Below are 23,965 nucleotides of genomic sequence, written 5' to 3' on the forward strand. Positions count from 1 at the left end.
ATGTTACTGATGAATCAATCTTTTGTTAGAGAACGCTCGCCCGTCGGCAATCCCAAACGGGCAAACGTTTTCTGGAAGTTGGCTGAGCAGGGATGCCAGTGCCTAATGCAACCAGCCTGCCTAAATTTTGTGTCTACCAGGGCTAAGATTAAGCCGTAGCAACCAGTAGACAAATTACAGCTGCGAACAGAGCTACGGCTTCGATAAGAGCCGCGATAATCAGCATGGCCGTTTGGATACGACCAGCCGCTTCTGGCTGACGAGCGATACTTTCCATGGCGTTACCACCAATTCTACCGATACCGAGACCAGCGCCGATAGCAGCCAGACCAGCGCCGATAGCAGCACCCATAACCGAAATACTACCCGAAGCTTCCAAGAGCAGAGAAAACAACATTGCGAACATAATAATCAAACGTATTTATTAGTAAAACAAAAGATTGCAAATTGATTGGTGATACGACTCCACGAGTCGACCTCACGGGAAACGGTACTACCCCAGTTCTGACGATGTACCTTCGAATCCGACACCATGATCGGCTTCGTGATGATCCTCTACGGCACTGCCGATATACATCGCGGTGAGTAGAGTAAAAATGAAAGCCTGGAGAAACGCTACGATGAGTTCGATCAGGTTCAGGAACAGGGTAAAAAACAATACGACCGGGCTGATCGCCACACTTGTTCCCATGCCACCCATCTGGTTGGCCATGAAGATAAGGCCCAGCAAGCTCAGGATGATGATGTGACCAGCCGTGATGTTTGCAAACAACCGGATCATGAGCGACAGTGGCTTCATGAACACACCAACGATCTCGACTGGAATCATAACGGGCAATAGCGCGATCGGAACACCCGTTGGTTTCAGAATGTGCATCCAGTAGTGTTTGTTCCCGCTGAACGTTACAATCAGAAACGTAATGACCGACAGAACCAGCGTAACGGTAATGTTTCCGGTAAGGTTGGCCGCACCTGGCAACAGACCAAGCAGGTTATTTATCAAAATGAAGAAGAACAGTGTCAGCAGGTAGGGCAAGTACTTGGTATACTTAGGACCAATACTTGGCTTGGCTATTTCATTCCGAACGAACAGGATGATCGGTTCGAGTAAGGACTGAACACCTTTTGGGGCCTTACCTTTGTTTTTAGTGTACCCCCGGCTTACAGACGAAAACAGGAATAACATAATAGCAGCACTCAGTAACAACGACGCCACATTCTTGGTGATGGAGAAGTTGTATAACTTGGCTTCGTGATCGACGGCACCGGTTTCACTGACGCGGTGAATTTTGCCATGCTCATTCTTATAGCCGTTGTAAACAGCTCCGTGAGCCAGGCGCGCTGACGAAAATACCTCCAGACCCTTGTCTTTTGAGTATAAAATTACCGGTAACGGGATGGCAACACCGTGGGCAAGCTCCCAGCCGTAATCATCTTTAATGTGGTGCATAATCATCGATCCCACATCAAACTTTTTCTTGGTAGCGTGTGCTTCGCCTTCCTGTTTGGCATGCGTTTCACTCTCGTGACCATGCTCCTGCGCTTGTGTAACTCCTAACGAACTCAAAATGAGAGCCGTTGCCAATAAAACTTTCTTAATAGCTGAACGCATCATATGATGTGACAGATCCATTTTACGAATCGCGTCGCAAGTTACGAGTAACGGTCCAAATCTCAAAGCCTGCGTAACATATATATAATACAAAAAAGTCCAGGATGAACGTTCTCCGCTGCTCGACGTGGCGGAATAGAAAAAAACCGATAAAGGTTAACCCCAGCACCAGGCGAGCCACCGTTGCAGACAGGTAGAGTGGTATGAATCGTTCCTGATCGTCCTGTAAACCAGTATCTACCAGACGATGTGTCAAAAAAGAGACACTTAAAAAGAAGACCAGCATCACCTTCCAGATAGGGTGCACCCAGGTGGCGACAAAATATCGTTCGGCTACGAAAAATACAATTCCGAATAAGACTGTAAACAAAACAACGCGAATCATAAGGGGCAATCAGGTGACATTTGGTACAAGTAGACTCCAATAGAAAACGATTATCTTTTTGTCAATTGGCGAATAAATAAGTAGAGAGAAGCGCCAATGGCGGTAAGCGCTAAAACAATTGTCCAGATAGGCCGACGATTATTTTGCCAGGCATCCAGCTTCATTCCGGCATAAACGCCCAGCCCTATAGTACCCAGCATCTGAAAGGCAATACCGCTGAACTGAACAAAGGACGTTGTTTTCTCCGGGGTCTTTTTCGAGGAATCCTCTCCCCGAATAGATTTGTCTGCCTGGTTGTGATCGGGTTGGTCGGGGATGTTTTCCATAGAATTCGTCTCGGTCATGTTATATGCCAGGCAAAATTCGTTAATTTGGGCTAAGGTTCCATATTATCAGGTAGCCCGCCAACGTTTTAGTACGAATGACCACGTGTTCTTTTCGAATGTCCCGCTATCTACGCAGTACGCCCTTTCCGCTATTGACAGCCCTTCTTTTTTTGATTGGTGTGGTGGTGTCATGCTCGCAATACAGCACGAAGCCTGTCAGCAAAGGGTATCATAATTTAACGGCTCATTACAATGCCTATGTCATCGCGCGTGACCAGATCGATCAGGCCGAGCTGATTCTTTTCAAAGCGAGACAGGAAAATTACAATCAACTATTACCCATTCTGCTGCCTATCGATTCTGTGGGTATGCAGCCAGTAAAGCCTCAGATTGATGATGCGATCAAAAAAGCATCGATTATTCCAGAGCGGCACCAGAATAGTAAGTGGCTCGATGATGCCTACATCCTGATTGGACGTGCCCGGTTGATTAAGCAGGACTTGCCGAATGCCATTGAGGTGTTTAAATACGTCAACACGAAAGGGACCAACGTTAATGACAAGCATACCGCGCTGGTGGGTCTGATGCGGGCTTATGTGGAGGGTAACGACTATACCAATGCACTGAATGTGGCTGAGTACCTTCGCAACCAGCCTCTTAACACGACAAACACCCGGGATTTTTACCTGACAAAAGCGTATATGCACGAGCGACAGGGGGAGTACGCGACAGCTGCCGGGATTCTGGACGCAACCTTCCCAATGCTAAAAAAGGGGGAATCAACGGCGCGGCTTCACCTGATTGCGGGTCAGTTGTATGATTTAATTGGTCAACCGGCCAAGGCCATTACCCATTATCGGCAGGTTCTGAAATCCCGGCCAACGTATGACCAGTCGTTTTATGCAAATTTATACGCCATTCAGAGTAGCGGCCTGACGGGTGATGAAAAACGAATAGCTCAATCGGCTGAAACATTTGACAGGTTGCTCAACGACCGAAAAAACGTTGATCTGAAGGATAAAGTCTACTATACGATGGGCTTGCTTGAAGCGCGTAGCGGCCGTATCGATAAAGCCATCAAGTATTATAGTCAGTCGATACAGGCGGCCGGCTCCAATACGAATCAGGTGCCTTACACTTATCTGGAAATTGGCAAGCTGTACTTCGAGAAGAAATCCGATTACGGTCATGCCAAAGTATACTACGACAGCGCCCTGGCGCTCATGCCTAAACAATCGCCGGACTATGCAGCCCTGTTGACCCGCAAAAAAGTGCTCGACGACTTTGTCTCGTACACAACGACGATCAGAACCGACGACAGTTTGCTGGCTTTGTCACAGCTGGATGCAGCAGCGCTCGATCGGGTACTTGATAAAGCTATTTCCCAGCGCGAGAAAGAAGATAAGGCACAGGCCGCGTTGGCCCAGCAGGTCGCAGACCAGGCCACCAAAGGCAATGGCAGCGCGATGCCGGGCGCAACGAACTCGAATCTGCAACCCTCCGAGCGCTGGGTGCTTTATAACCCAATTGCCCTGAGTCAGGGAAAACAGGAATTTGCCGCACGTTGGGGCGATCGACCCCTGGAAGACAACTGGCGACGCAGCAACAAGGAAGCATCAGGAGCCATTGCGGCTGATAATAGCCCATTAAACGGAGGATCGTCCGCCAATTCGGTGAACCCAAACGCTCCGTTACAACCCGCAGACGTAACGGTCGGTGGCATACCAGTAGCGTTGAACAGCCCGACTGCTAGTCGAAAGACGCAGAAAGACGCCATGATAGCTAAAATCCCTTTCACCAAAGAAGCGCAGGCCCTAGCAAACCAACGTATCGAAAATGCGTTATACAAGCTGGGTAAGCTCTACAAATTTGACCTCAACCAGCCTGTCGATGCCGTTCCCACCTTCGAGCAGTTGTTGTCCCGCTACCCGAATACCCTTCAGAAACCAGAAGTGTATTATCTACTCTACCTGTCTAACGAGCAACTGGGCAAGGCATCTCCCTGGAAAGATAAGCTGCTTGCTGAATATCCGCATACATCGTATGCCCGTTTAACAGGCAAAACCACTGCACAGACCACCGGTTCGGAAGCGCAGGCGCTGAAAACGTATACGGCTATTTACGAGCTATACAAAGCCAACAACAACGCCGAAGCGCTTACCCGGGCGGAGGCTGCTCTGGGTAGCTTTGCCGGGAGCCAACTCGAAGATAAACTGGCGTTGTTGAGGCTTATGCTGGTGGGTAAAGTGAAAAGCGTAGATGAATACCGTCAGGCCATGAACGAGTTCGTTCGGGATTATCCAAGCAGCCCGTTGCTACCTCATGTAAAGGAAATGCAGGCGGCTGCCGATCAACTGACGGCGAAAAGAAAATAAACAAGTAGACATTAACTCCAGGATTCAGAATTTACGGTTCGTTGCCGGGTCGTACGTACTGAACTAACTGATTAAAAAATCGAATGATTGAATTTGCTCCTGGTCGTTACCGGAAGATAATCCGAAGCCTCTGGCGGTTCTCGCTTTTAGGTATTGTTCTGCTGGTGTTGTATGTATTGGCGGTCAGCTACAATTTTTTGTGGCTTTTCGGCGGCATGCCCAGCCTGAAAGCGCTCGAAAACCCTAAAAGTGAGGAAGCGTCTGAAGTATACACGGCCGATCACCAGTTACTTGGCAAATACTACGTTGAGAACAGGACGCCCATTGAAATTTCGCAGGTGTCGCCCAACGTAACCTCGGCGCTTCTGGCAACGGAGGATGCCCGTTTCATTAAGCACTCCGGTATTGATCCACGGTCGTTGTTTCGGGCAATTAGTGGTTTCCTTACCTTCAAGGATGCATCGAGTTCGGGGGGCGGTAGTACGCTCACCCAGCAAACGGCAAAGAATTTATTTGATACCCGCCAGGAAGAACTGCGGGGCGCACTGGGTAACATACCGATCATTGGGCTGATCATCGCCAAAACGAAAGAATGGATTCTGGCTGTCCGGCTGGAGCGAAACTACACCAAGCAGGAGGTCATGATGATGTACCTCAACACCGTTTCGTTTGGCAACAATACCTACGGAATAAAAACGGCCGCTAAAACCTATTTCAGCAAAGAGCCCTGGAATCTGAACGTCGAAGAAGCTGCGTTACTGGTCGGTATGCTCAAAAATCCTACGTTCTACAACCCTCGCTTATCTGAAGATCGTACAAGAGAACGCCGGAATGTGGTACTGGGACAGATGAAAAAGTACAAATTACTGTCTCAGGAACAATTCTTCACTTATAAAAACAAGCCCCTGAAACTGGACTTCAGCGTTGAGAACCAGAACACGGGTATGGCGGCCTATTTCAGGTCCGTTATTCGGGACGATATTAAAAGGTGGATACGCCAGTACAACGAAGAAAATCCGGGCGCTGATCTGGATTTGTACACTAGTGGCTTAAAAATTTACACCACCATTGATTCGCGCATGCAGGCTTACGCTGAAGAAGCCGTTATGACCAACATGCGCGATCAGCAGAAGAAATTTTACGAGCACTGGCGGGGGCGTAACCCGTGGGTACAGAAAGACCCCCGGACCAAGAAATACAAAGAGATTCCCGGCTTTATCGAGTCGGTAGCCCGCCGAACAAGTCGCTATAAACAACTGAAAGCGGCTTACGGCGACGATGAAAAGGCCATTTGGCAGGAAATGCGGAAGCCGATAAAGATGAAGGTTTTCGTGTACGGAGGCCGCCGGAACGACAAGGATACAACGATGAGTCCGCTGGATTCGATTCGCTATTACAAGCGGCTTCTCAATACGGGCTTTATGTCGATGGATCCTCGTTACGGTTACGTAAAAGCCTGGGTTGGTGGCATCAATTTTAAATACATGAAATTTGACCACGTTCGCCAGAGCCGACGCCAGCCGGGATCAACCTTCAAGCCATTCGTGTACCTGACAGCAATGGATCAGGGTTTCGTAACGCCCTGTAGCCATATTACCGACAAGCCAACCGTGTTTGCACATGGTGAAGATAACAATAACGGACCACCGTGGATGCCCAAGAACTCAACAGGTCGCTACAGTGGCCAGAGTTTGTCGTTGCGGGAAGCGCTGGGGCAATCCATCAATACCGTCAGTGCCCAGTTGATCAAGAAAACCCGGGCTGCTGCCGTCATCAACTATGCGCATGACATGGGCATTGAGAGTAAAGATCTCCCCGACAACCCAACGCTTTGTTTAGGCACCGGCGATGTATCTGTCTATGAGATGGTGTCGGCCTATTGCGCATTCGCCAATGGCGGTACCCGTGTTCGGCCCATGATGCTTATTCAGATCACGGATAAGAACGGAAACGTGTTGAAGAACTTCACGCCCGACGCCAAGCAGGTGATCAGTGCCAACCGGGCCTACGAAATGTTGCACCTGATGCGGGGAGCCGTTGAAGATCCTAACGGAACCGCCCAACGCTTACGAACACAGTACAAACTGCTGGAAGGGGGCAATGAGATTGCCGCTAAAACGGGAACCACGTCCAACTACTCGGACGCCTGGTTTATGGGCATGACGCAGCACCTAGTATCGGGCCTGTGGGTGGGTGGCGACGATCGTCCCATTCACTTTCGGAACATTGAGTTTGGTCAGGGTGGGCGGTTAGCCATGCCTGCCTGGGCCATGTACATGCAGAAGATATATAAAGATCCGACGTTAACCCAGTATCGTCCGGAGCCTTTCCGAAAGCCTAACAACTTCAAGATTGACTGTGGCGGTTACCATATAGATTCTTCCCAACGGTACATTCCACCAAAAGTTGTACCAGAAGGCGAAGATGAAATCTTGCAGTAGTAAGACATTTCAGGTAAACCAGAAAGGCCGGCAGATTGTCGGCCTTTCTGGTTTACCTGACGAGCAACCTTTATCTGTTGTTGCTTGTTTTATGGTACTGACTAGCGGTAACAATAGCCTAATTAGCCACTGACTAAGAGATCAATTCCGTCGTATGCCTGAATTCAATTATAAAACAGAACTAAGTAAGGTTCCGCATGAACCGGGCGTTTATCGGTATTTCGATACTGCCGGCGAAGTAATTTATGTAGGGAAAGCAAAAGACCTGAAGAATCGCGTCAGCAGCTACTTCACCAATTCGAAAGGGCATGACCGGAAAACGTTACGTCTGGTCAGCCAGATACGAAAGATTGAGTTCACCATCGTGCACACGGAGTTCGACGCTCTTCTGCTCGAAAACCAGCTCATCAAACGATACCAGCCGAAGTTTAATATTCTGTTGCGGGACGACAAAACCTACCCTTTCGTTTGCGTTACCAATGAGCATTTTCCGCGCGTCATAACCACCCGGCGTATCGACCGGAAGCAGGGCACGTTTTATGGTCCCTTCGCGAACCTGAAGCCCATGTATACGGTGCTGGACATGTTTAGTCAGCTATTTACCATTCGTACCTGCAACTATAACCTCGCCCCCGAAAATATTGAAGCGGGTAAATATAAAGTGTGCCTGGAGTATCACATCGGTAATTGTAAAGGACCTTGTGAGGGCAAACAGGAAGAGGGAGATTACAACAGCGATATAGAGCAGATTCACCATATCTTGAAAGGTAACCTTAAACCAGCTCAGGAGTATTTCAAGGACCGCATGGTCGAAGCAGCCAACGATCTGGCATTCGAACAGGCGCAGAAATACAAAGAGAGAATGGACGTTTTACAACGGTTCCAGAGTAAGTCGACGGTGGTTAACCCCAAGATTGCGGATGCCGATGTGTTCTCTATTGCCTCTGATGAGTCGGCTGCGTATATCAACTTCATGAAGGTGGTCAATGGTACCATCGTTCAGGCCCATACGGTAGAGGTCAAGAAAAAGCTCGACGAAACGGATACCGATCTGTTAGCCATGATGATCGTCGAATTTCGAAACCAGTATGGAAGTCCGGCCAAAGAAATCATTACGAATATTCCGCTCGACGTCGACCTGAAAGCTGAAGTGACTGTTCCGCAAATTGGCGACAAAAAGAAGCTGCTGGATATGTCGCTCAAGAACGTGTTGTACTTCCGACGTGAACGCCAGGAACGAGCAGCCGCTGAAGCAACGGCCAACGCCAGCAAAAAAGACCGGGTTCTGATTCGGCTAAAGCAGGATTTACAGTTAAAAACGCTCCCAAACCGAATCGAATGTTTCGATAACTCCAACATTCAGGGGACTAATCCGGTATCGGCTATGGTCTGCTTTATTGGTGGCAAACCAGCCAACAAAGAGTACCGCCATTTTTCCATCAAGACGGTCATCGGCCCCAATGACTTTGCCAGTATGTACGAAGTTGTTACCCGGCGCTATACGCGCGTCCTGACCGAAGAGTCGGGTCTTCCTGATCTAATTGTCATTGATGGTGGCAAGGGCCAGTTAAGTGCCGCCTGCGATGCGTTGAAGGCGCTGGATCTGTACGGTAAGGTGCCCATAATAGGAATCGCCAAACGGCTGGAAGAGATTTACTTCCCAGAAGACAACCTTCCACTATACATTGACAAAAAGTCGGAGTCTCTCAAACTTATTCAGCGCATTCGGGATGAAGCGCACCGTTTTGCCATTACGTATCACCGGGACAAACGCAGCCGAAACAGCCTGATTAGTGAATTGGAAAATGTTGAGGGCGTTGGAAAGAAAACGGCGGCCAAGCTTTTGAAGCATTTTAAGGGCGTTACAAAAATCCGGGAAGCCTCTATCGACGAAGTAGCTGAAGTTGTTGGTAAAGACCGTGCAGATAAATTAAAACAGTACTTTGATACTATCGAGCAGTAATTCGTTGACTCTGCAACATGCTATAACAACAAAAAGGCATCTGATTCATTCAGATGCCTTTTTGTTTACCAATAACAAATGCAATTAGTATTCCCACAGACCGTGTTCGGTTTCCATCAGTTCGTATTCAGTTTGATACGACTTCAACAAACCCTCACGATCACCGTACATGCCCACAAGATCAGTATCACCGGGGTTAGCTACCTTCGTAATCCGACCATAAAATAACCGCAGATCGAACGCATCAGCCAGATTTTTGTGCTGAGCCTGATTTTGTGGATTATACCAGATAAATTTCTTTGGGTCACTGCGGAACAGCTTATCCAGATCTTTGTACTTGAATGAAGCAATTGGCTTCTCGTAGCCCGCCTGATTTTTATCAGCTGGTAACAGCAAGGTCACCGTCTGCATATCGTAATACAAGCGAGAGCGCTTCCGATCAAAAATCCAGTCTTCTTTTACTTCGAGGATATTAAGCTCTTTGGCAAAATACTCATCACCGGAGAAGGCCGGTGCAGCAGCGATTGTATCTTTTTTCACTTCCTCCACAACCGGAGCCGCTACGGTTTTGCCTTTCTTACCTTTTTTGGTACTGGCTACCTTTTTCTTGGGCGTTCCCCAGCCATCGTCCGCTGGTTGAGCAGCCGCTTTTTTAGGCGTTCCCCAACCATCGTCAGCCGGCTTTTTCTTATCTTTTGGCGTACCTCCCCAGCCGTCGTCAGCACCGGCAGTTTTGCCGTCTTCCGTGAAACCGGCTGCTTTCTCCTCCGCAGACAAACCTCCGCCTGTATTTGGAATCAGCATGTTGTCGTGAAATTTTTCGGCTGATATTTTCGTCGTACACGAATCATTCGCGTAAGCGTCAATCAGACCGGCTTTCACAGCATCAATCAGGTACTTAGAAATCTCGTTGTTCTTCGAGAACATCGACTGATTTTGTTTCTCCTTTAGGTCAATCCGACGCCAAAGGGTCTTCTTCATCATGATGTCATTCTCATTGATGGCACGAACAGAGTTTGCATTTATGCCAGTGTTCGCCTTTTCCTGCGCCAGGGCTTCCCCTCCCGCAAGCGCCAGCGCAGCTATAGCTAGCACACCAGCATACCCTATCGTTCTATTTTGTGTCATAGCTACTACTTGTTGTCAATTCAGTTAGTTAACGGTCAGGAGACCGCTTTAGTGCATCAATAAAGCGAAACCTGCCGCAGTAAATTACCCATCGGCACATCGCTGATTTCACCTCTGAAGTTCTGGCGTTGTACACCTTCAACCTGAACAACAAGCCGATCACCGGGCTGTGCTTCAGCTGCTAACGAAGCGATGGAGCCACCACCCGCGCTAACCGTAACAAACTGAACCCGTTTCGTACCACGTACCAAGGAGATAGTAGCCCCCGTGGTCCGGAATCTAGCGTCATCCGGCGAGTAAGCGGCAAAGCTAGGATCAGCAACTGCCTGAATCCGAATACTACGCGCTGACGAGACAGGAACACCGCGAGGGTCATTCGTGTTGGTACCCCCTACGAACACTTCAATGGTTGGTCGGGGCACTTTATTGACCCGGAAGCGCTCCGTTCCCAATAAGCTACCTGAGTTGCTAATGTTCAGGGCTACAGTTGCCGAACTGGGCACAACAGTAATTTTTCCTTTCTCGCCCGAGGTTACAACCGACGCGCCATCAGCGGAGAAGCTTGGGTTCCACAAAGCGCCCAATTGAGGACTTTGAATGCTTAACTTGTTGGCACAACCCAGGTACAAAGGAGGCATTGTTCCCGTTTCGACCTGGTAAGATGGTTTTGCGACAAAATACTCAGCCGATAAAGGTACCGTCTTCAGGCCCGCTGCCGTCTGGTAAGCGATCGATCCAGTTAATATACGACGAGCCAAGCCGTTTTTGTCGTAAGCCCCGCCCTGGGCCGTAAATTCAATGATACCCTGTCCGTCCTGAACGCGAACGGCGCCACCATTCAGACTCATCCGTGGCTGAATACCTGACGAGGAAGCAGCCAGAAACATCTGGCCTTTGAACTTCGTACCAGCAACAACAACTTTAGAGTCCATGCTCAGCATGGCAATAATCTTGTCGAACTTAACGTCCTGTGCCCCAACCTTACTAGCCAGTACATCCAGCACTTCACCTTCAAGTCGGCGAACATCTGCCTGTTTCTGGCTCAATACGGCCAACGCTGCCGGTACTGGTGTTTGCGCGAAATTCAACTCGGCAAAATCCTTCCGCTTCTGATCTGGAGAAAGACTGGCGATCGGGTCGTCCTTACCATCGAGTGCCATCGGTGCGTACTTGTTACCCGAAAGCCGGGAAAGATTTTCCGTGTAGCTGTTTAATTGATCTTTCAGCTTAAAGGCCGCTCCATTGCGATTCGTTCCGATCATAAGCTGAGCAACAGACTCCTCTTCGCTCAAATTTTTGATGTTGCCAGATTCGTCGCGACCACCGCTCGTTGCTACGATTTGATCTTTGAGCTTATCCAGTTCACCACTCATGTCAGCCGTTATCTTCCGTACTTCGTCAGCCTGCTTGACAATGGCTAAATCGGTAGCCCGGTTACCGGACTTTTCGACAGTAGCCCGGATGTTATCGAACGTAGATTGGTTTACTTTACTAACCGCGCCGATGGATTGCTCTAAACTGTTGTTGATTAAAACGAATTTCTCCAGAATGGCCGACGTGACTTGCAGAGCCAGTAATGCGGTCAAAACCAGATACATCATCCCGATCATCTTCTGACGGGGTGTCTCTTTTGTGCCTGCCATAAACTATGGTAGTGATAATAAAAAGTTGTGGAAAGGCCGCCGTAGCGGTTATGTAGTTTGGGCAGCGTAACGCTGCTGTTGTCAGTTACAGACAGTCTGCTTATAACTGACAACAGTATACGATACAGAACTTACCATGATTAGTTACCACGCATGGCGGTCAGCATACTGCCGTACACGCCATTGAGCGAAGCCAGATTACCGGTCAGTTTTGCCAGCTCATTTTTGAACTGTTGCGTATCCCGACTGGCGTCACTCATGTTCTCCATAGCAGCTGAAAGACTACCGTAGAACGCGTTCATTGCTTTCAGGTGCTTGTTCGTGTCCTGCAATTCCAGTTCGTACACGGCGTTCAATGCACCCATATTCTTGGTTACCTTCTGGAACTGGTCACGGTAATCTTTAGCATCGGTCGTGGCGTCAGCCATTGAATTCATTGCCGTAATGGCCGTACCATATGATTTGTTCATCTCACCGATTGAACTCGAAGCCGATTTAACGTTCCGTGCGTAATCGTTGGTTGCCACGGTAGCATCCGTCAGATCGGTTAGTTTCGACACTGTCTCGTTCAGATTGCGGAATCCTGATCCCAGCTTTTCGAACACGTCCGGCGTCACCTTGGCCTGTGCCAGCATTTGATCCATATTACCTGTCAGGCCATTGGCTTGGGGAGCTGGCTTACGGGCTTCTCCTTTGTAATCGTCGGCCAGTTCAGGATAAACCCGTTCCCATGCATAGCCGTCATCCGCCGTAGCAGCAGGCATGGTGAAACTCTGAATGGCATACAGGATAAAAATAACAACTTCAGTTAGAAGGCCTGCTGTCAACAGCCAGCCGAATTGTTCGTTATGAGTAATCTTTGCCCAAGCTCCGGCAATTACGACGGCCGCTCCGGCACTATAAATGGTTGGTACTAAACGATCCCAAAAAAAACTTGAGGACTTTGCTGCTGCCATGATAAACTATTGTTGGTTGGAATAGGTAATTAACTTAGGTAGATACGGCCTTGTTGTGTACTTAGTAACAATCCGATAGGCGAATATCCCTTAGGCTTTTTTAGCCGATGCTTTCTTGGGTGCTTTACTTCTTCCGCCACCAACTCGTCCAGAAGCGGTACGGCCCTCCAGGTTGTCCATAACACACCGGAAACCAATGTACGAACGTTTCTGGTCTTCAATCTCATAGTAGCGCGTACCCGTTTCGAGATAATATGCTATGTCTTTCCAGGAACCACCGCGAACTACCTTCCGTGGTTCATCAGCATTTTGGTTATCTGGGTTCATATCCCAAACAATCGCATTGGTGTTGTCCGCGTAGGCATCACGACACCATTCCGCAACGTTACCAGCCATGTTGTACAATCCATATTCGTTCGGATTATAAGCCGTTGCCGGAGCAGTATAGGGGTACCCATCGGCATCAAAATTACCGCGCTGTGGTTTGAAGTTAGCCAGGTAGCAACCTTTGCCATTTGCGACGTAAGGGTTGCCCCATGGATACTTGGCTCCATTTTTACCACCCCGTGCGGCCCATTCCCATTCAGCTTCTGATGGGAGACGGAAACCAAACGATTTGTACCCACCATCCTTCGTGCGGAAATCATCGAGCGTATTGGTACGCCATTTGCAAAAATGCTTGGCAGCTATCCAGCTCACACCAACAACAGGATAGGTGTCGAAGGCAGGGTGTCCGTAATAATGTTCCAGCATTGGATCACCATTATGGTAAGTAAAATCATTTTTCCATACGGTTGTATCAGGGTAGTACTTCGACATGATCTCCTCTTCACCCAATGTCGAAACGGAGTCAGCCAGCAAGGCATTTACGTATTGCCGATACTCATGGTTCGATATTTCGGCGTCGTCCATGTAGAACGAGCTGATCGTAACCTGCCGGTTCATGTTGATCTGTGTAGCGGCCACGTCTTCATCGGCCTGACCCATCACAAACGAACCCGAGGGCACGAGTACCATACCATAGGGGGTTGGTTGTTTCCAGCCTTTACGTCCGGTAGCTGTAATTTCACCGTTCGTAACGCCTACCTCTCCGCTCTTACCACCACTGCCGCCAAATTTTGACTTCAGAAAGCCACAACCTTGCATTAGCAGAACTACTGCCGCGCCCATCACTACCCGGGTTGCGTTGACTGTTAACCAGTTATAATTCATCATTGTCGAACTTTTTCCTTCTTCTTGTGCGAGACCAGACTAAAAACGAAAATCTGTTTGGTTATTGTATGTTAAATTCGTGTTCAGCCTATTTTCTCTGCATGATTCTTGTACCAACCAGGCGATTCCAGCGTGAACATCGGCAATTCTGTCAAAAATAAGGCGATCGCCCCAAACTGCCCAACAAGAATACTGCCAAAAAAGGGCTTCCTCTTAAACTTAACTGACAAATTAATTATTCTGTGTGCTGCCTAATAACGGAAACGAGGTGTTCTGATAATAGGCTTTTTGCGCGCATCGGGAGCGGGCAAAGCGTACGACAGCAGGATTTCGTGCGACGTCGGACTTTTTATTTGTGTGCCGCTTGTGACAATATCCAGTGCATACCCTACTCTCAACGCATTGTTTCGCATTAAGTTTATTCCAGCCGTAAGCATCAGAGCATCTTTTAGCCGGTACCCCAGGCCCGCCCATATCCGATTGTCGTACGTTCCTAGCAGATTTAACGCCACTGTTGACCCCGGCAAACCGGAGGCAGTGCTGTACTGTACCAGAACCGACGGCTGTAGATCAATGTTGTAGCCCATCCCAAGCCGGTAGCCTGCTGTCAGGTACGCCTTGCTGTCAGACGGATCTGTAAACCGATCGGCTATATAACTGTATTTGGCTTTGTTCAAGTGTGTCATACTTACACCCAGCCAATAATCTGTCGTGTTGTAGTATACGCCAGCCCCGATGTCCGGCTTAAACTGGTTAATCCGGCCGCTTGGCAGCAAGGGATCACCGGGGTCATTGGGACGAAACTGATTAAAATCGTACCCCCGATTAAACATACCCGCCTGAATACCAAGAGATAAAGTTCCGTTTTTTAGGGCAAGTCGGTAAGCATACGACAGTTGTACTGCCTGGTTGATTGACGGACCATATTTATCATTCAGCGCGTACAAGCCGATTCCACTTTTGATGCTGGCCAGCGGCATATTGAACGACACCATTTGTGTACTTTGCCCAGCGCCTTCGTCACCAGTACCACTTGTCTGATAACCCAGGTATTGCGTTCGCTGCGTAATTTGAATGCGCGACACACCTTCTGACCCAGCCGCGGCCGGATTGTAGTAGAGTGGGTTATACATGTACAGACTAAATTGCGGGTCCTGCTGGGCAAGGGCGGTTGGAGTAACAATCGTAAGCAGGGCAAAAACAAAAACGTAGAGTGTGCGAATCATACGACCTGACCGAAATTCAGAACAACAAGTTACCAAGTAAACCAGCGTTCCAGTAAACAATAATACAGTTTACAACTAAACGCCTGTAAAGCCAAATTATTTGCCTCAAATAAAGGCTAAATGCCGGACGTGAGCTTATTGCTCGGTTCCGGCATTCAGCGGTTCAGACAAAGACTATGGTTTATTGATTGTTAGCCTTTTTCAGATACAGATCCAAAGCACCCGTCATGGATGGTGCATTGGGTAAGGGAGCCTCAATATCAAGCGTTAAGCCCGCTTCTCTGATCGCTTTGGCCGTTGTAGGACCAAAGGCAGCCATGCGCGTGCCATTCTGATTGAAGTCCGGGAAATTACTCATCAACGAACTGACACCCGATGGACTAAAGAAGGCAATGATATCGTAACTCTGAATATCAAGATCCGACAAATCCGTAGGTACCGTATCGTACATAACAGCCTCGGTAAAATGGAGACCGCTGGTATCCATGAACTCGGGGATGTCGTTCCGACGAATATTCGAGCAGGGAAACAGAAACTTTTCGTTTTTGTGTTTCTTGATCAGATCGAACAACTCAGCAGCTGTTTTTGTCCCGTTGAAAATCTTGCGTTTTCGAATGACAATGTATTTCTGAAGGTAGTTGGCCGTTTGTTCCGAAATACAAAAGTATTTCATATCAGCCGGTACCTCAACGCGCCCTTCCTGGCAGATCCGAAAAAAGTGATCAATGGCGTTGCGACTGGTAAAAATGATGGCCGTATGCGCCAGTATGTTAATCTTCTGACGCCGGAAATCCTTGAATGACTCACCCTGAATCTGAATAAAAGGACGAAAATCAATCTGAAGATTGTACTTGCTAACTAAATCGAAATAGGGAGATTTGTCGTCGGCTGGTCGGGATTGGGTCACTAACATCCGGTTTACTTTCGCGAGCCGGTCTTCGGTGGATTGCATGCTGGGTTCGTTCATTGAATCTCTACTGGGTTCAACAGCTAATTTTCTATTTTGAAACGTTTAACGAGCCAAAAACAGACTATAGCTTACTTATCTCTGACCACTTTTCCTCAAAGCGCAAAACGCAAACCGATTATAAGTGGAATCAATTCAACGATGCAAAGGTACGAAAATAAATAAAGATTCTTGATAGGCTCCAAGCTTCGGATCACCAGGTAAAGCAGGAATAAACGAGCTAGATAGAACCCTACCAGGGGCAAAAGCAGCATGTTAGGCATCCAGATCAGCGTGGGTAAGTTGAACCGGATAATGGCTAGCAGAAGCGCCAGCGCCGTGAAAAACAGCAATGACGATTGCAGTATCTTGAAGTAATGAACATGAATAATGTCCTGTAATTTATACAGTCCACCCATTACTTCGAGTAAAGTATATTTCCCGACCAGACTCAGAAAAGCGACGCCACTAATCAGAAAAAATTCGCCAATGAGCCAGCCAAAATGCTGTCCGCCAAGCAGTAAGGTGCGAGAAGCAAACACATCAAGGTTACGGCTTTGCACAAAAATGATCAGGTAGGCAACGATAAAACTGAGGTTGAGCGTAAACAGCATGTTCGTACCGCTCAACGGTCTGTTGATCAGGAATGACTCCTCCTGCGCCCGGAAAGAGACTAGATCCTGCAGGCTGTAAAATCGTAAGAAAGCCCGGTGATAAAGGGCGAACAGGAAGGCGTGGGTTGCCAGCAAAAACAACAGTCCCAGGCTCAGAAAATTATCGTAGATCGTTTGGGGCCTGGGCCGGACGCTCAGATTATCGTCGCCCAGCACAACTTGTTTCTGCGTCGCTGACTTTGGGTACCCGATAAACACCCGCTTGTCGTCGAGACCGGGCGCGCCGTAAATAGTAAGGAAAATTTCCGGCTGACGATATACGCGAAACAAACTGTCAATGCTGAGTACCTGCCACCGATCGGCAACAAGTTTGCGTTTGAGCGCAGCATTGATAAATAAATACCCGTCTCGGCGGGTGGAAATCAGCAGATTGTAATGCCGGTTGCTTTCCAGATCAACATAAGCGCTCAGAGCCGTCTGGCCCGCGTGTTGTTCACCGATGTACGGAATATAGGTTTTGGCCCCTTCATCGTACACTTGAAAATCGTCGCGAAAATCGTGAACGGGATAATACCGTCCGCCGGGTCCAATGCCGGTAGTACGAGGTTGAGCAGTAGCGGACAAAAGAAAGAGCGAAAGAGCGAAAGAATGAAAGAGCGTTGCTACAGCAATCCTGCTCATTACATATTTTTTCACTCTTTCGCTCTTTCGCTCTTTCACTCTTTCGATTTTTTATTTCCCTAATGCCTTGAGCATCGTGTCGCCGATCAGCGCAGGCGAATCCACTACGTGAATGCCACACTCCTGCATGATCGCCATTTTGGCCGCTGCGGTATCGTCAGCTCCGCCAACGATGGCCCCCGCGTGACCCATCCGGCGTCCTTTCGGAGCTGTCTGGCCGGCGATGAACCCCACAACGGGCTTACGGTTACCATCTGCCTTAATCCAGCGGGCCGCTTCGGCTTCCATACCGCCACCAATTTCACCAATCATGACGATGGCTTCCGTGTCAGGATCGTTCATCAGCAGTTCAACCGCTTCTTTGGTCGTTGTTCCGATGATCGGGTCTCCCCCGATACCGATAGCTGTCGATTGGCCCAGACCGGCTTTCGTCAGTTGGTCAACAGCCTCGTACGTCAATGTACCTGATTTGGAAACGATACCGATGGTACCTTTCTTGAAAATAAAGCCGGGCATGATCCCTACTTTACACTCTTCAGCCGTCATTACGCCGGGACAGTTTGGCCCAATCAGCCGAACGTCTTTACCAGACAGGTAATTTTTCACAGCTACCATGTCTTCTGTTGGAATGCCTTCCGTGATGCAGATGATCACTTTAATGCCCGCTTCGGCGGCTTCCATAATGGCATCGGCAGCAAAAGCCGGCGGCACAAAAATAATGGAAACATTGGCGCCTGCCTGCTCAACAGCCTGCAGAACCGTGTTAAACACGGGCCGGTCGAGGTGGGTCTGTCCACCTTTTCCAGGTGTTACACCCCCAACAACGTTGGTGCCGTATTCAATCATCTGCTGGGCATGGAAACTGCCTTCCGAGCCGGTAAAGCCCTGGACGATAACTTTGGAGTCTTTGTTGACTAAAACACTCATGACGGTTTGTAAATCGTTGGCGATACGGTTAAATGTAGAAATGCCTGCCAGACAAAACAGAATTCAGAGGAGACTAGTCACCTTCTTTTCCATTTGGTTAAATAGGCTTATTCCTGATAAAAAGTTGGGCAAAAGTAGCCGAAACTTCGTAAATTACGTGATGATTTTTTCGCACATCCTTTCCGGCTCCATTCTGGCCGGGGCGGGCGTCGGAGTGTTCTGGCACTTTTTTGGACGCATTTCCCTGTTCAACCGGCTCCTCTGGGGATTTTTTCTGCTAACAACCTCCATAGCGGCCCTCATTGGTGTTCTCCAGTTCGCGGGCAATGAAGCCTTGGAACCGCTCCATCGATCTATTATCATATTAGCTGATTCACTGGGTGTTGTGTGCGTCGTCATGGCCGTTTACGCCCTGCTGAACCAACAGACCCTCACCCTGATTTCTTTTGTCACGACGGTTCTTTTTGGCTTGTTTCTCTTTATAAGCCTGCTGATGCCCACCGTGCGCATCTTTACGCCCATTGTACCCTCCCTGGGAATTCTGGTACTTATGCTGCTGGCCGTTTTCTCGCTTCTCCAGCGAAATAAGCGCGGGCTCTGGGTCGTGCTGGCCGCTATGATGATGGGGCTGGCCACAAAAGCGGATTCATTCGCTGGCTTTATTCACCCCACTGATTTCTACCATTACGCGACTACCCTGGCCCTGTGGTTTTTCGGAAAGGCGTCGGATTGGCGGGCAGGAACCCATGGGCGAAAATAAGTGAACCGACCACGTGTAAAGTAGGTAAAAAATGGCTGATTGGTTAACCAATTCCTTCATCAACCAGTTACTCCATCACTTATTTTCTACCTATACTCTCAACGAACGTGGATTTATTGGAACTAGCCCATAACCCAGTCGAAGCGGCTCGCGCAGCCCGGCTGGTTTACATGAGCGATACGATGCCGGGGATTAAACGCCAACCTTCTAAAGACCAGTTTCATTACGTTGATACACAGGGTAGGTCTATCGATAATCCAGACACGCTGGCCCGTATCCGCAGCCTGATGTTGCCCCCCGCCTGGGAAGATGTCTGGATCAGTCCCAAAGAAAATGGTCATTTACAGGCAACCGGTATTGACACCAAGCACCGGAAACAATATCGCTACCACACGAAATGGAACGCGATCCGAAGCCAGACAAAATTCTTTCGGATGGTCGCTTTCGGGGAGGCCCTGCCCCTGCTTCGCGAACGGTTGGCAAAAGATTTAAAGAAACCCGAGCTCTCGCGCGAAAAAGTAATTGCCATTGCCCTGAGCGTAATGGAGCAAACCCTGATTCGGGTGGGAAATGCCGCCTACGAGAAAGAATATGGTTCGTACGGCTTAACGACCCTTAAAGACAGACATGTGACGCTGGAAGGAACAGAGGTACGCTTCAGCTTCAAAGGGAAAAAGGGCATTTACCACGACATTACGCTGCACGATCGGCGACTGTCGCGTCTGGTGAAAGCCTGCCGCGATATTCCGGGCAAGGAGTTGTTTCAGTATTTTGATGAGAACGGCGACCGACGACCAATCGACTCGGGTATGGTAAACGCTTACCTGCACGAAACCATGGGCGACGATTTCTCGGCGAAAGATTTTCGCACCTGGGCCGGCACGGTAAACGCGCTGCGCCTGCTGGCCGAACTGGAACCCTGCGAAACGGAAAAAGAGCTAAAGAAAAATGTCAACACCATTCTGGATGAGGTGTCTCACAAACTGGGTAATACACGTACCGTTTGCCGCAAACACTACGTACACCCCCAGATTCTGGAAGCGTATGAGTGTCAGGATTTGAACCCGTACATCAAACAGAAAGCCCGCTTCAAACAAAGCAGCCCGCATGGCCTCGACGGCATCGAGAAACTCTTACTCAAATTTTTGACGGACCAGCTAAAGAAAACGGTTGGGAAATAGAGTGGACAGGCAGGCCAGCGTGTGACACATGCCTGCTTTCTGGTCTGCCCATCCACTCTATTTCTTTGCCTCCGGGGCATTGTCCTTACGAATTTTAATCCCTCGTTTTTCACCCCATTCTTCCGCTTTGGCCGTAGCAATGGCAATAGCGCGCGGTTCTTCACTACCTTCTGCCACCAGGGCGTTGGCAATATCGATGGCTTTGTTGCGTACCGGCGCCATAAAGTTTTTCAATGACGGCGGGTACTCTTTCTTAGTCCAGGGCATATCAATGGCGCGTTAATGAGTTTATACTAGTCGGGTAATAAACCAGTCTGTTCATGAATTAGCGTGCAAACCAATTGAACGGATTATCTAACGGGCAAGCTCCTGGGTAATCGTACTGCTCAGTCGCAGCAATTCAATCTCCGCCGTTTTGGCATTATACTCCGCATCGATCAACCGAAGTTGAGCGTCCAGCAGGTTACGCTGCACATCGCGAAATCCAACAGCGGTCAGGGTTCCCAGACGGTAGCGATCATAGGCAATATCTACGTTCTGGGTCGTGATCTTATAATTCTGAATTTCGAGCGATAGCAATTGCAGGTTAGTTTTATACTGCTGGTAGGTTTGCGTAAGAGAGAAATCAAGCTGTACACGCTGGTCATTGGCCTGATACTCGGCAGAGCGTGCATTAGCAGCAGCAACCTGATTAAGTCGACGCTGGTTGAACCCGTTGAAAATCGGTACCGACGCCTGAATCCCGTACGTGAAACCGTTGTTTCTGGCCGTTGCTACTGTTGTGTTCCCCCCCTGGTTATTGGTATTAGTGAAGGTATAACCCGATAATAAGTTTACGGTTGGGAGTTGTTGCGCTTTTGCCAGTTTTATGTTCAGATCGGCGACACGCCTGTTCAGTACGGCAGCTGCCAATAGTGGATTATTATTGATCATGGACTCGCGCAGTTGATCGAGGGCCAGATTGGAACGTACCAGGATGGTATCACGCACGGCAAATTCAGTGGACGGATCGCGAACCAGCAGTGTATTCAGCAGAATTTTGGCATTCGATAGCGATAGTTGTTGGGCGATCAGGGCAGCACTGTCAACGTTGTAATCCACCTGAGCCGTTAAATAATCTACTTTCGAAAAACTACCCACCTCAAAGTTCGTTTTGGCCAGATCAAGGCGATACTGTGATATATCCAGCGCTTGCCGTACGGCCATCAGGCGCTGTAACTGACGCACCACATCGTAATAAGCGGACGATACATTCGCCACGGTTCCTTCAATATTGGCCCGGGTATTTACTTCGCTGATTCGCACCAGTTCCTTCAATTGGTCGAACACATAAAACGTCGCAAACCCGTTAAAAATCGTCCAGTTGAAATTGAGACCGACGGTCGTATTCCGGCTAACAACCCCGGGCCGATCGGTAGGAGATGTGGTAGGAACCAGATAGGTTTGCCGCAGATGCTGGTTGGAACTGTTATTGTTCAGATTACCGGTCAGGCTGGGCAACATACCGGCATACCCTAATGTATTGTTGGCTACGGCTACCTGCTGCTGCGCCTGCGTTATCTTGATCTGATAATTTTGGGCCAGTGCCGTTTGAACAGCGACAGCCAGCGAGATCATTTCTCCCTGCTGAACAATGGTAGAATTGCTTAACGCGCGCTGAATCGGGGTTTTAGCAGGTTGAGATGGCTGTTGGGCGAAGGCCGAAAAAGGAAGGAAGGCAAAAAGAAAGTAATGACTGAGTTTCATCGAATATAGGTTAACAACGACACGTATAGCAAAAGTAAGAGAATCTGCGATTGACTCGCTAGCTTATTAACTTTGAGTTAACTTGCATTTTTCATTAAGACTCCGTCATGCATCGTTTACTGCTACTATTGTCTTTTACCGCCACGTTTTTAGGCTGTTCGTCAAAAAAAAAGGCTGATCTGTTCATTAAGAACGCCCGCGTTTATACCGCCGATTCGAGTTTTACCATCGCGGATGCCTTTGTGGTTGAGGACGGTAAATTTATAGCCGTTGGTCAGACCAATGCACTGTCGGATGAATACGAGGCCGATAGTACGGCCGATCTGGGTGGGCAACCCGTTTACCCTGGTTTTTACGATCCCCACTCCCACTTTCTGGGGCTCGGCCAGGTTCTTACTCAGGCCGACCTGGTTGGCACAACCTCCTACGATGAGTTACTTGACCGATTGAAGGCGTTTCGCCAGCAGCATCCGGAGGCCATGTGGCTCACGGGCCGCGGCTGGGACCAGAATGACTGGTCGGAGAAAAGCTTTCCTACCAAGGAGAAACTGGACGCAGCTTTTCCCGATGTGCCCGTGGCTCTGATGCGAGTGGATGGACATGCCCTGTTCGTCAACTCAAAAGCGCTTCGGCTGGCGCAGGTAACGGCTGGCTCAAAACTACCGGGGGGCGAAGTTATTCTTCAGAATGGGCAACCGACGGGCGTTTTGGTAGACAACGCCATGCAGTTTATCAAGCGGGTGATTCCGCAACCCGATCTGGCCGATAAAGCCAATATGCTGCTGGAAGCGCAGAAAGTTTGTGTGTCGCTGGGACTGACAACGGTTTCGGATGCGGGAATCAGCCCCGACGAAATTAATCTGATCGACAGTCTGCAAAAGGCATCCAAACTAAAAATCCGCGATTACGCAATGGTTAGCCTCGGCGAGCCAAACCTGAATTATTTTCTCAAACGGGGACCTTTCCAGACGGACTGGCTCACTGTGAAATCGTTCAAGTTATACGCCGATGGAGCCCTGGGCTCACGCGGTGCCTGCCTGCGACGCCCCTACACGGATCGTCCGCAAACAGGTGGCTTTCTGCTGCTCAGTCCGTCGGAACTGGAGCGTGTGACCAAGTTATTGTATGCGTCGAATTTTCAGGCCAATACTCATTGTATTGGCGATTCGGCCAATCACCTGATGCTCGACCTGTACGGAAAACTGCTGAAAGGGTCAAATAACCGACGCTGGCGCATTGAACACGCTCAGGTCGTATCGGTCGATGATTTCTGGAAGTTCGGTAAATATTCGATTATTCCATCCGTTCAGCCGACACACGCCACCTCAGATATGTACTGGGCCACCGAGCGCCTGGGGCCAATTCGCGTGAAAGGCGCTTATGCGTTCAACGATTTGATGAAACAAAACGGGCTGATTGCCTTCGGTAGTGACTTTCCAGTCGAAGCGGTCAATCCGCTCTTTGGGTTTCATGCCGCCGTCGCCCGTCAGGACGCCAGAAATTTTCCGTCGGGGGGTTATCAAATGGAGAATGCCGTCGATCGTAAATCAGCGTTGCTAGCCATGACCCGCTGGGCCGCCTACGCCTGTTTCGAAGATCATTTGCGGGGTAGTATAGCCGTTGGGAAGCAGGCCGACTTTATCCTACTCGACCGCGACATCATGACTGCCCCCAAGCCGGAATTACGTCAGACAAAAGTAAGACAAACCTGGATTGGCGGAGAGCGCGTGTATTGACGGGAATAAGTCGTGTTGACTTATTCCCGTCAATACACGCGGGAAGAAAATTCGCAGGGAGCCTGTTTGACGATCCCTCCTGCCGCACCAGCGGACCGGTCGGGATG

At 49.1% G+C, this 23,965-nt stretch carries 20 protein-coding genes; 6 read left to right on the forward strand and 14 right to left on the reverse strand.

The annotated features are described in order from the left end of the window. Positions 1 to 148: 148 nt before the first annotated feature. The 4 genes from atpE to ACYU87_RS11555 form a co-directional block, all read right to left on the reverse strand. Entirely contained in the window at positions 149 to 397 is a 249-nt protein-coding gene (gene atpE / locus ACYU87_RS11540; RefSeq protein ID WP_461134375.1) for an ATP synthase F0 subunit C, read from the reverse strand. Positions 398 to 493: 96 nt separating this feature from the next. After that, a complete protein-coding gene (gene atpB, locus ACYU87_RS11545) occupies positions 494 to 1,615 on the reverse strand; it encodes a F0F1 ATP synthase subunit A (RefSeq protein ID WP_461134218.1) in 1,122 nt (373 codons plus the stop codon). A 19-nt stretch (positions 1,616 to 1,634) separates the two neighbouring features. Next, complete coding sequence (locus ACYU87_RS11550) at positions 1,635 to 1,997, reverse strand: hypothetical protein (protein ID WP_461134219.1); 363 nt, start codon at positions 1,995 to 1,997, stop codon at positions 1,635 to 1,637. A 50-nt stretch (positions 1,998 to 2,047) separates the two neighbouring features. After that, entirely contained in the window at positions 2,048 to 2,341 is a 294-nt protein-coding gene (locus tag ACYU87_RS11555) for an AtpZ/AtpI family protein (protein ID WP_461134220.1), read from the reverse strand. A 98-nt stretch (positions 2,342 to 2,439) separates the two neighbouring features. On the opposite strand from ACYU87_RS11555, the gene porW reads away from it, so the two are divergent. The 3 genes from porW to uvrC all read left to right on the forward strand — a co-directional run bounded on the left by porW (position 2,440) and on the right by uvrC (position 9,102). Further along, positions 2,440 to 4,698, forward strand: coding sequence for a type IX secretion system periplasmic lipoprotein PorW/SprE (gene porW / locus ACYU87_RS11560; protein ID WP_461134221.1), 2,259 nt, complete (start codon positions 2,440 to 2,442; stop codon positions 4,696 to 4,698). 83 nt (positions 4,699 to 4,781) lie between these two features. Then, positions 4,782 to 7,139, forward strand: coding sequence for a penicillin-binding protein 1A (locus ACYU87_RS11565; protein ID WP_461134222.1), 2,358 nt, complete (start codon positions 4,782 to 4,784; stop codon positions 7,137 to 7,139). A 154-nt stretch (positions 7,140 to 7,293) separates the two neighbouring features. Then, on the forward strand, positions 7,294 to 9,102 hold the full coding sequence (uvrC, locus tag ACYU87_RS11570; protein ID WP_461134223.1) for an excinuclease ABC subunit UvrC: 1,809 nt from the start codon (positions 7,294 to 7,296) through the stop codon (positions 9,100 to 9,102). 84 nt (positions 9,103 to 9,186) lie between these two features. On the opposite strand, the gene porN is transcribed toward uvrC, so the two are convergent. The 8 genes from porN to sucD all read right to left on the reverse strand — a co-directional run bounded on the left by porN (position 9,187) and on the right by sucD (position 18,435). Continuing rightward, complete coding sequence (gene porN / locus ACYU87_RS11575) at positions 9,187 to 10,230, reverse strand: type IX secretion system ring subunit PorN/GldN (RefSeq protein WP_461134224.1); 1,044 nt, start codon at positions 10,228 to 10,230, stop codon at positions 9,187 to 9,189. A 56-nt stretch (positions 10,231 to 10,286) separates the two neighbouring features. Then, positions 10,287 to 11,873: a type IX secretion system motor protein PorM/GldM gene (gene porM, locus ACYU87_RS11580; RefSeq protein WP_461134225.1), complete on the reverse strand. Its 1,587-nt coding sequence runs from the start codon at positions 11,871 to 11,873 to the stop codon at positions 10,287 to 10,289. A 140-nt stretch (positions 11,874 to 12,013) separates the two neighbouring features. Continuing rightward, positions 12,014 to 12,829, reverse strand: a complete 816-nt coding sequence (gene porL / locus ACYU87_RS11585; RefSeq protein WP_461134226.1) for a type IX secretion system motor protein PorL/GldL — start codon at positions 12,827 to 12,829, stop codon at positions 12,014 to 12,016. A gap of 90 nt (positions 12,830 to 12,919) precedes the next feature. Continuing rightward, on the reverse strand, positions 12,920 to 14,044 hold the full coding sequence (porK, locus tag ACYU87_RS11590) for a T9SS ring complex lipoprotein PorK/GldK (RefSeq protein WP_461134227.1): 1,125 nt from the start codon (positions 14,042 to 14,044) through the stop codon (positions 12,920 to 12,922). A 248-nt stretch (positions 14,045 to 14,292) separates the two neighbouring features. Then, the gene (locus ACYU87_RS11595; protein WP_461134228.1) at positions 14,293 to 15,267 is read right to left on the reverse strand and encodes a PorP/SprF family type IX secretion system membrane protein; all 975 of its coding nucleotides are present in this window, start codon (positions 15,265 to 15,267) and stop codon (positions 14,293 to 14,295) included. A gap of 181 nt (positions 15,268 to 15,448) precedes the next feature. Continuing rightward, positions 15,449 to 16,234, reverse strand: coding sequence for a uroporphyrinogen-III synthase (locus tag ACYU87_RS11600; protein ID WP_461134229.1), 786 nt, complete (start codon positions 16,232 to 16,234; stop codon positions 15,449 to 15,451). Positions 16,235 to 16,329: 95 nt separating this feature from the next. Next, positions 16,330 to 17,451 carry a DUF4271 domain-containing protein gene (locus tag ACYU87_RS11605; protein ID WP_461134230.1) on the reverse strand — a complete coding sequence of 374 codons (1,122 nt, stop codon included), beginning with the start codon at positions 17,449 to 17,451 and terminating at the stop codon, positions 16,330 to 16,332. Positions 17,452 to 17,559: 108 nt separating this feature from the next. Beyond that, the gene (gene sucD / locus ACYU87_RS11610; protein ID WP_461134231.1) at positions 17,560 to 18,435 is read right to left on the reverse strand and encodes a succinate--CoA ligase subunit alpha; all 876 of its coding nucleotides are present in this window, start codon (positions 18,433 to 18,435) and stop codon (positions 17,560 to 17,562) included. 160 nt (positions 18,436 to 18,595) lie between these two features. Here sucD and ACYU87_RS11615 point away from each other — a divergent pair, with 160 nt between their 5' ends. After that, positions 18,596 to 19,195 carry a hypothetical protein gene (locus ACYU87_RS11615; protein ID WP_461134232.1) on the forward strand — a complete coding sequence of 200 codons (600 nt, stop codon included), beginning with the start codon at positions 18,596 to 18,598 and terminating at the stop codon, positions 19,193 to 19,195. A 107-nt stretch (positions 19,196 to 19,302) separates the two neighbouring features. Next, positions 19,303 to 20,376, forward strand: a complete 1,074-nt coding sequence (locus ACYU87_RS11620; RefSeq protein ID WP_461134233.1) for a DNA topoisomerase IB — start codon at positions 19,303 to 19,305, stop codon at positions 20,374 to 20,376. 57 nt (positions 20,377 to 20,433) lie between these two features. Here the strand turns inward: ACYU87_RS11620 and ACYU87_RS11625 are convergent, their stop codons facing one another. Next, complete coding sequence (locus tag ACYU87_RS11625; RefSeq protein ID WP_461134234.1) at positions 20,434 to 20,643, reverse strand: DUF2188 domain-containing protein; 210 nt, start codon at positions 20,641 to 20,643, stop codon at positions 20,434 to 20,436. An 87-nt stretch (positions 20,644 to 20,730) separates the two neighbouring features. Further along, positions 20,731 to 22,122, reverse strand: a complete 1,392-nt coding sequence (locus ACYU87_RS11630) for a TolC family protein (RefSeq protein WP_461134235.1) — start codon at positions 22,120 to 22,122, stop codon at positions 20,731 to 20,733. A gap of 107 nt (positions 22,123 to 22,229) precedes the next feature. Here ACYU87_RS11630 and ACYU87_RS11635 point away from each other — a divergent pair, with 107 nt between their 5' ends. Beyond that, the gene (locus ACYU87_RS11635; RefSeq protein WP_461134236.1) at positions 22,230 to 23,858 is read left to right on the forward strand and encodes an amidohydrolase; all 1,629 of its coding nucleotides are present in this window, start codon (positions 22,230 to 22,232) and stop codon (positions 23,856 to 23,858) included. Positions 23,859 to 23,965: the final 107 nt, after the last annotated feature.

This window comes from Spirosoma lituiforme (genome assembly GCF_054776635.1).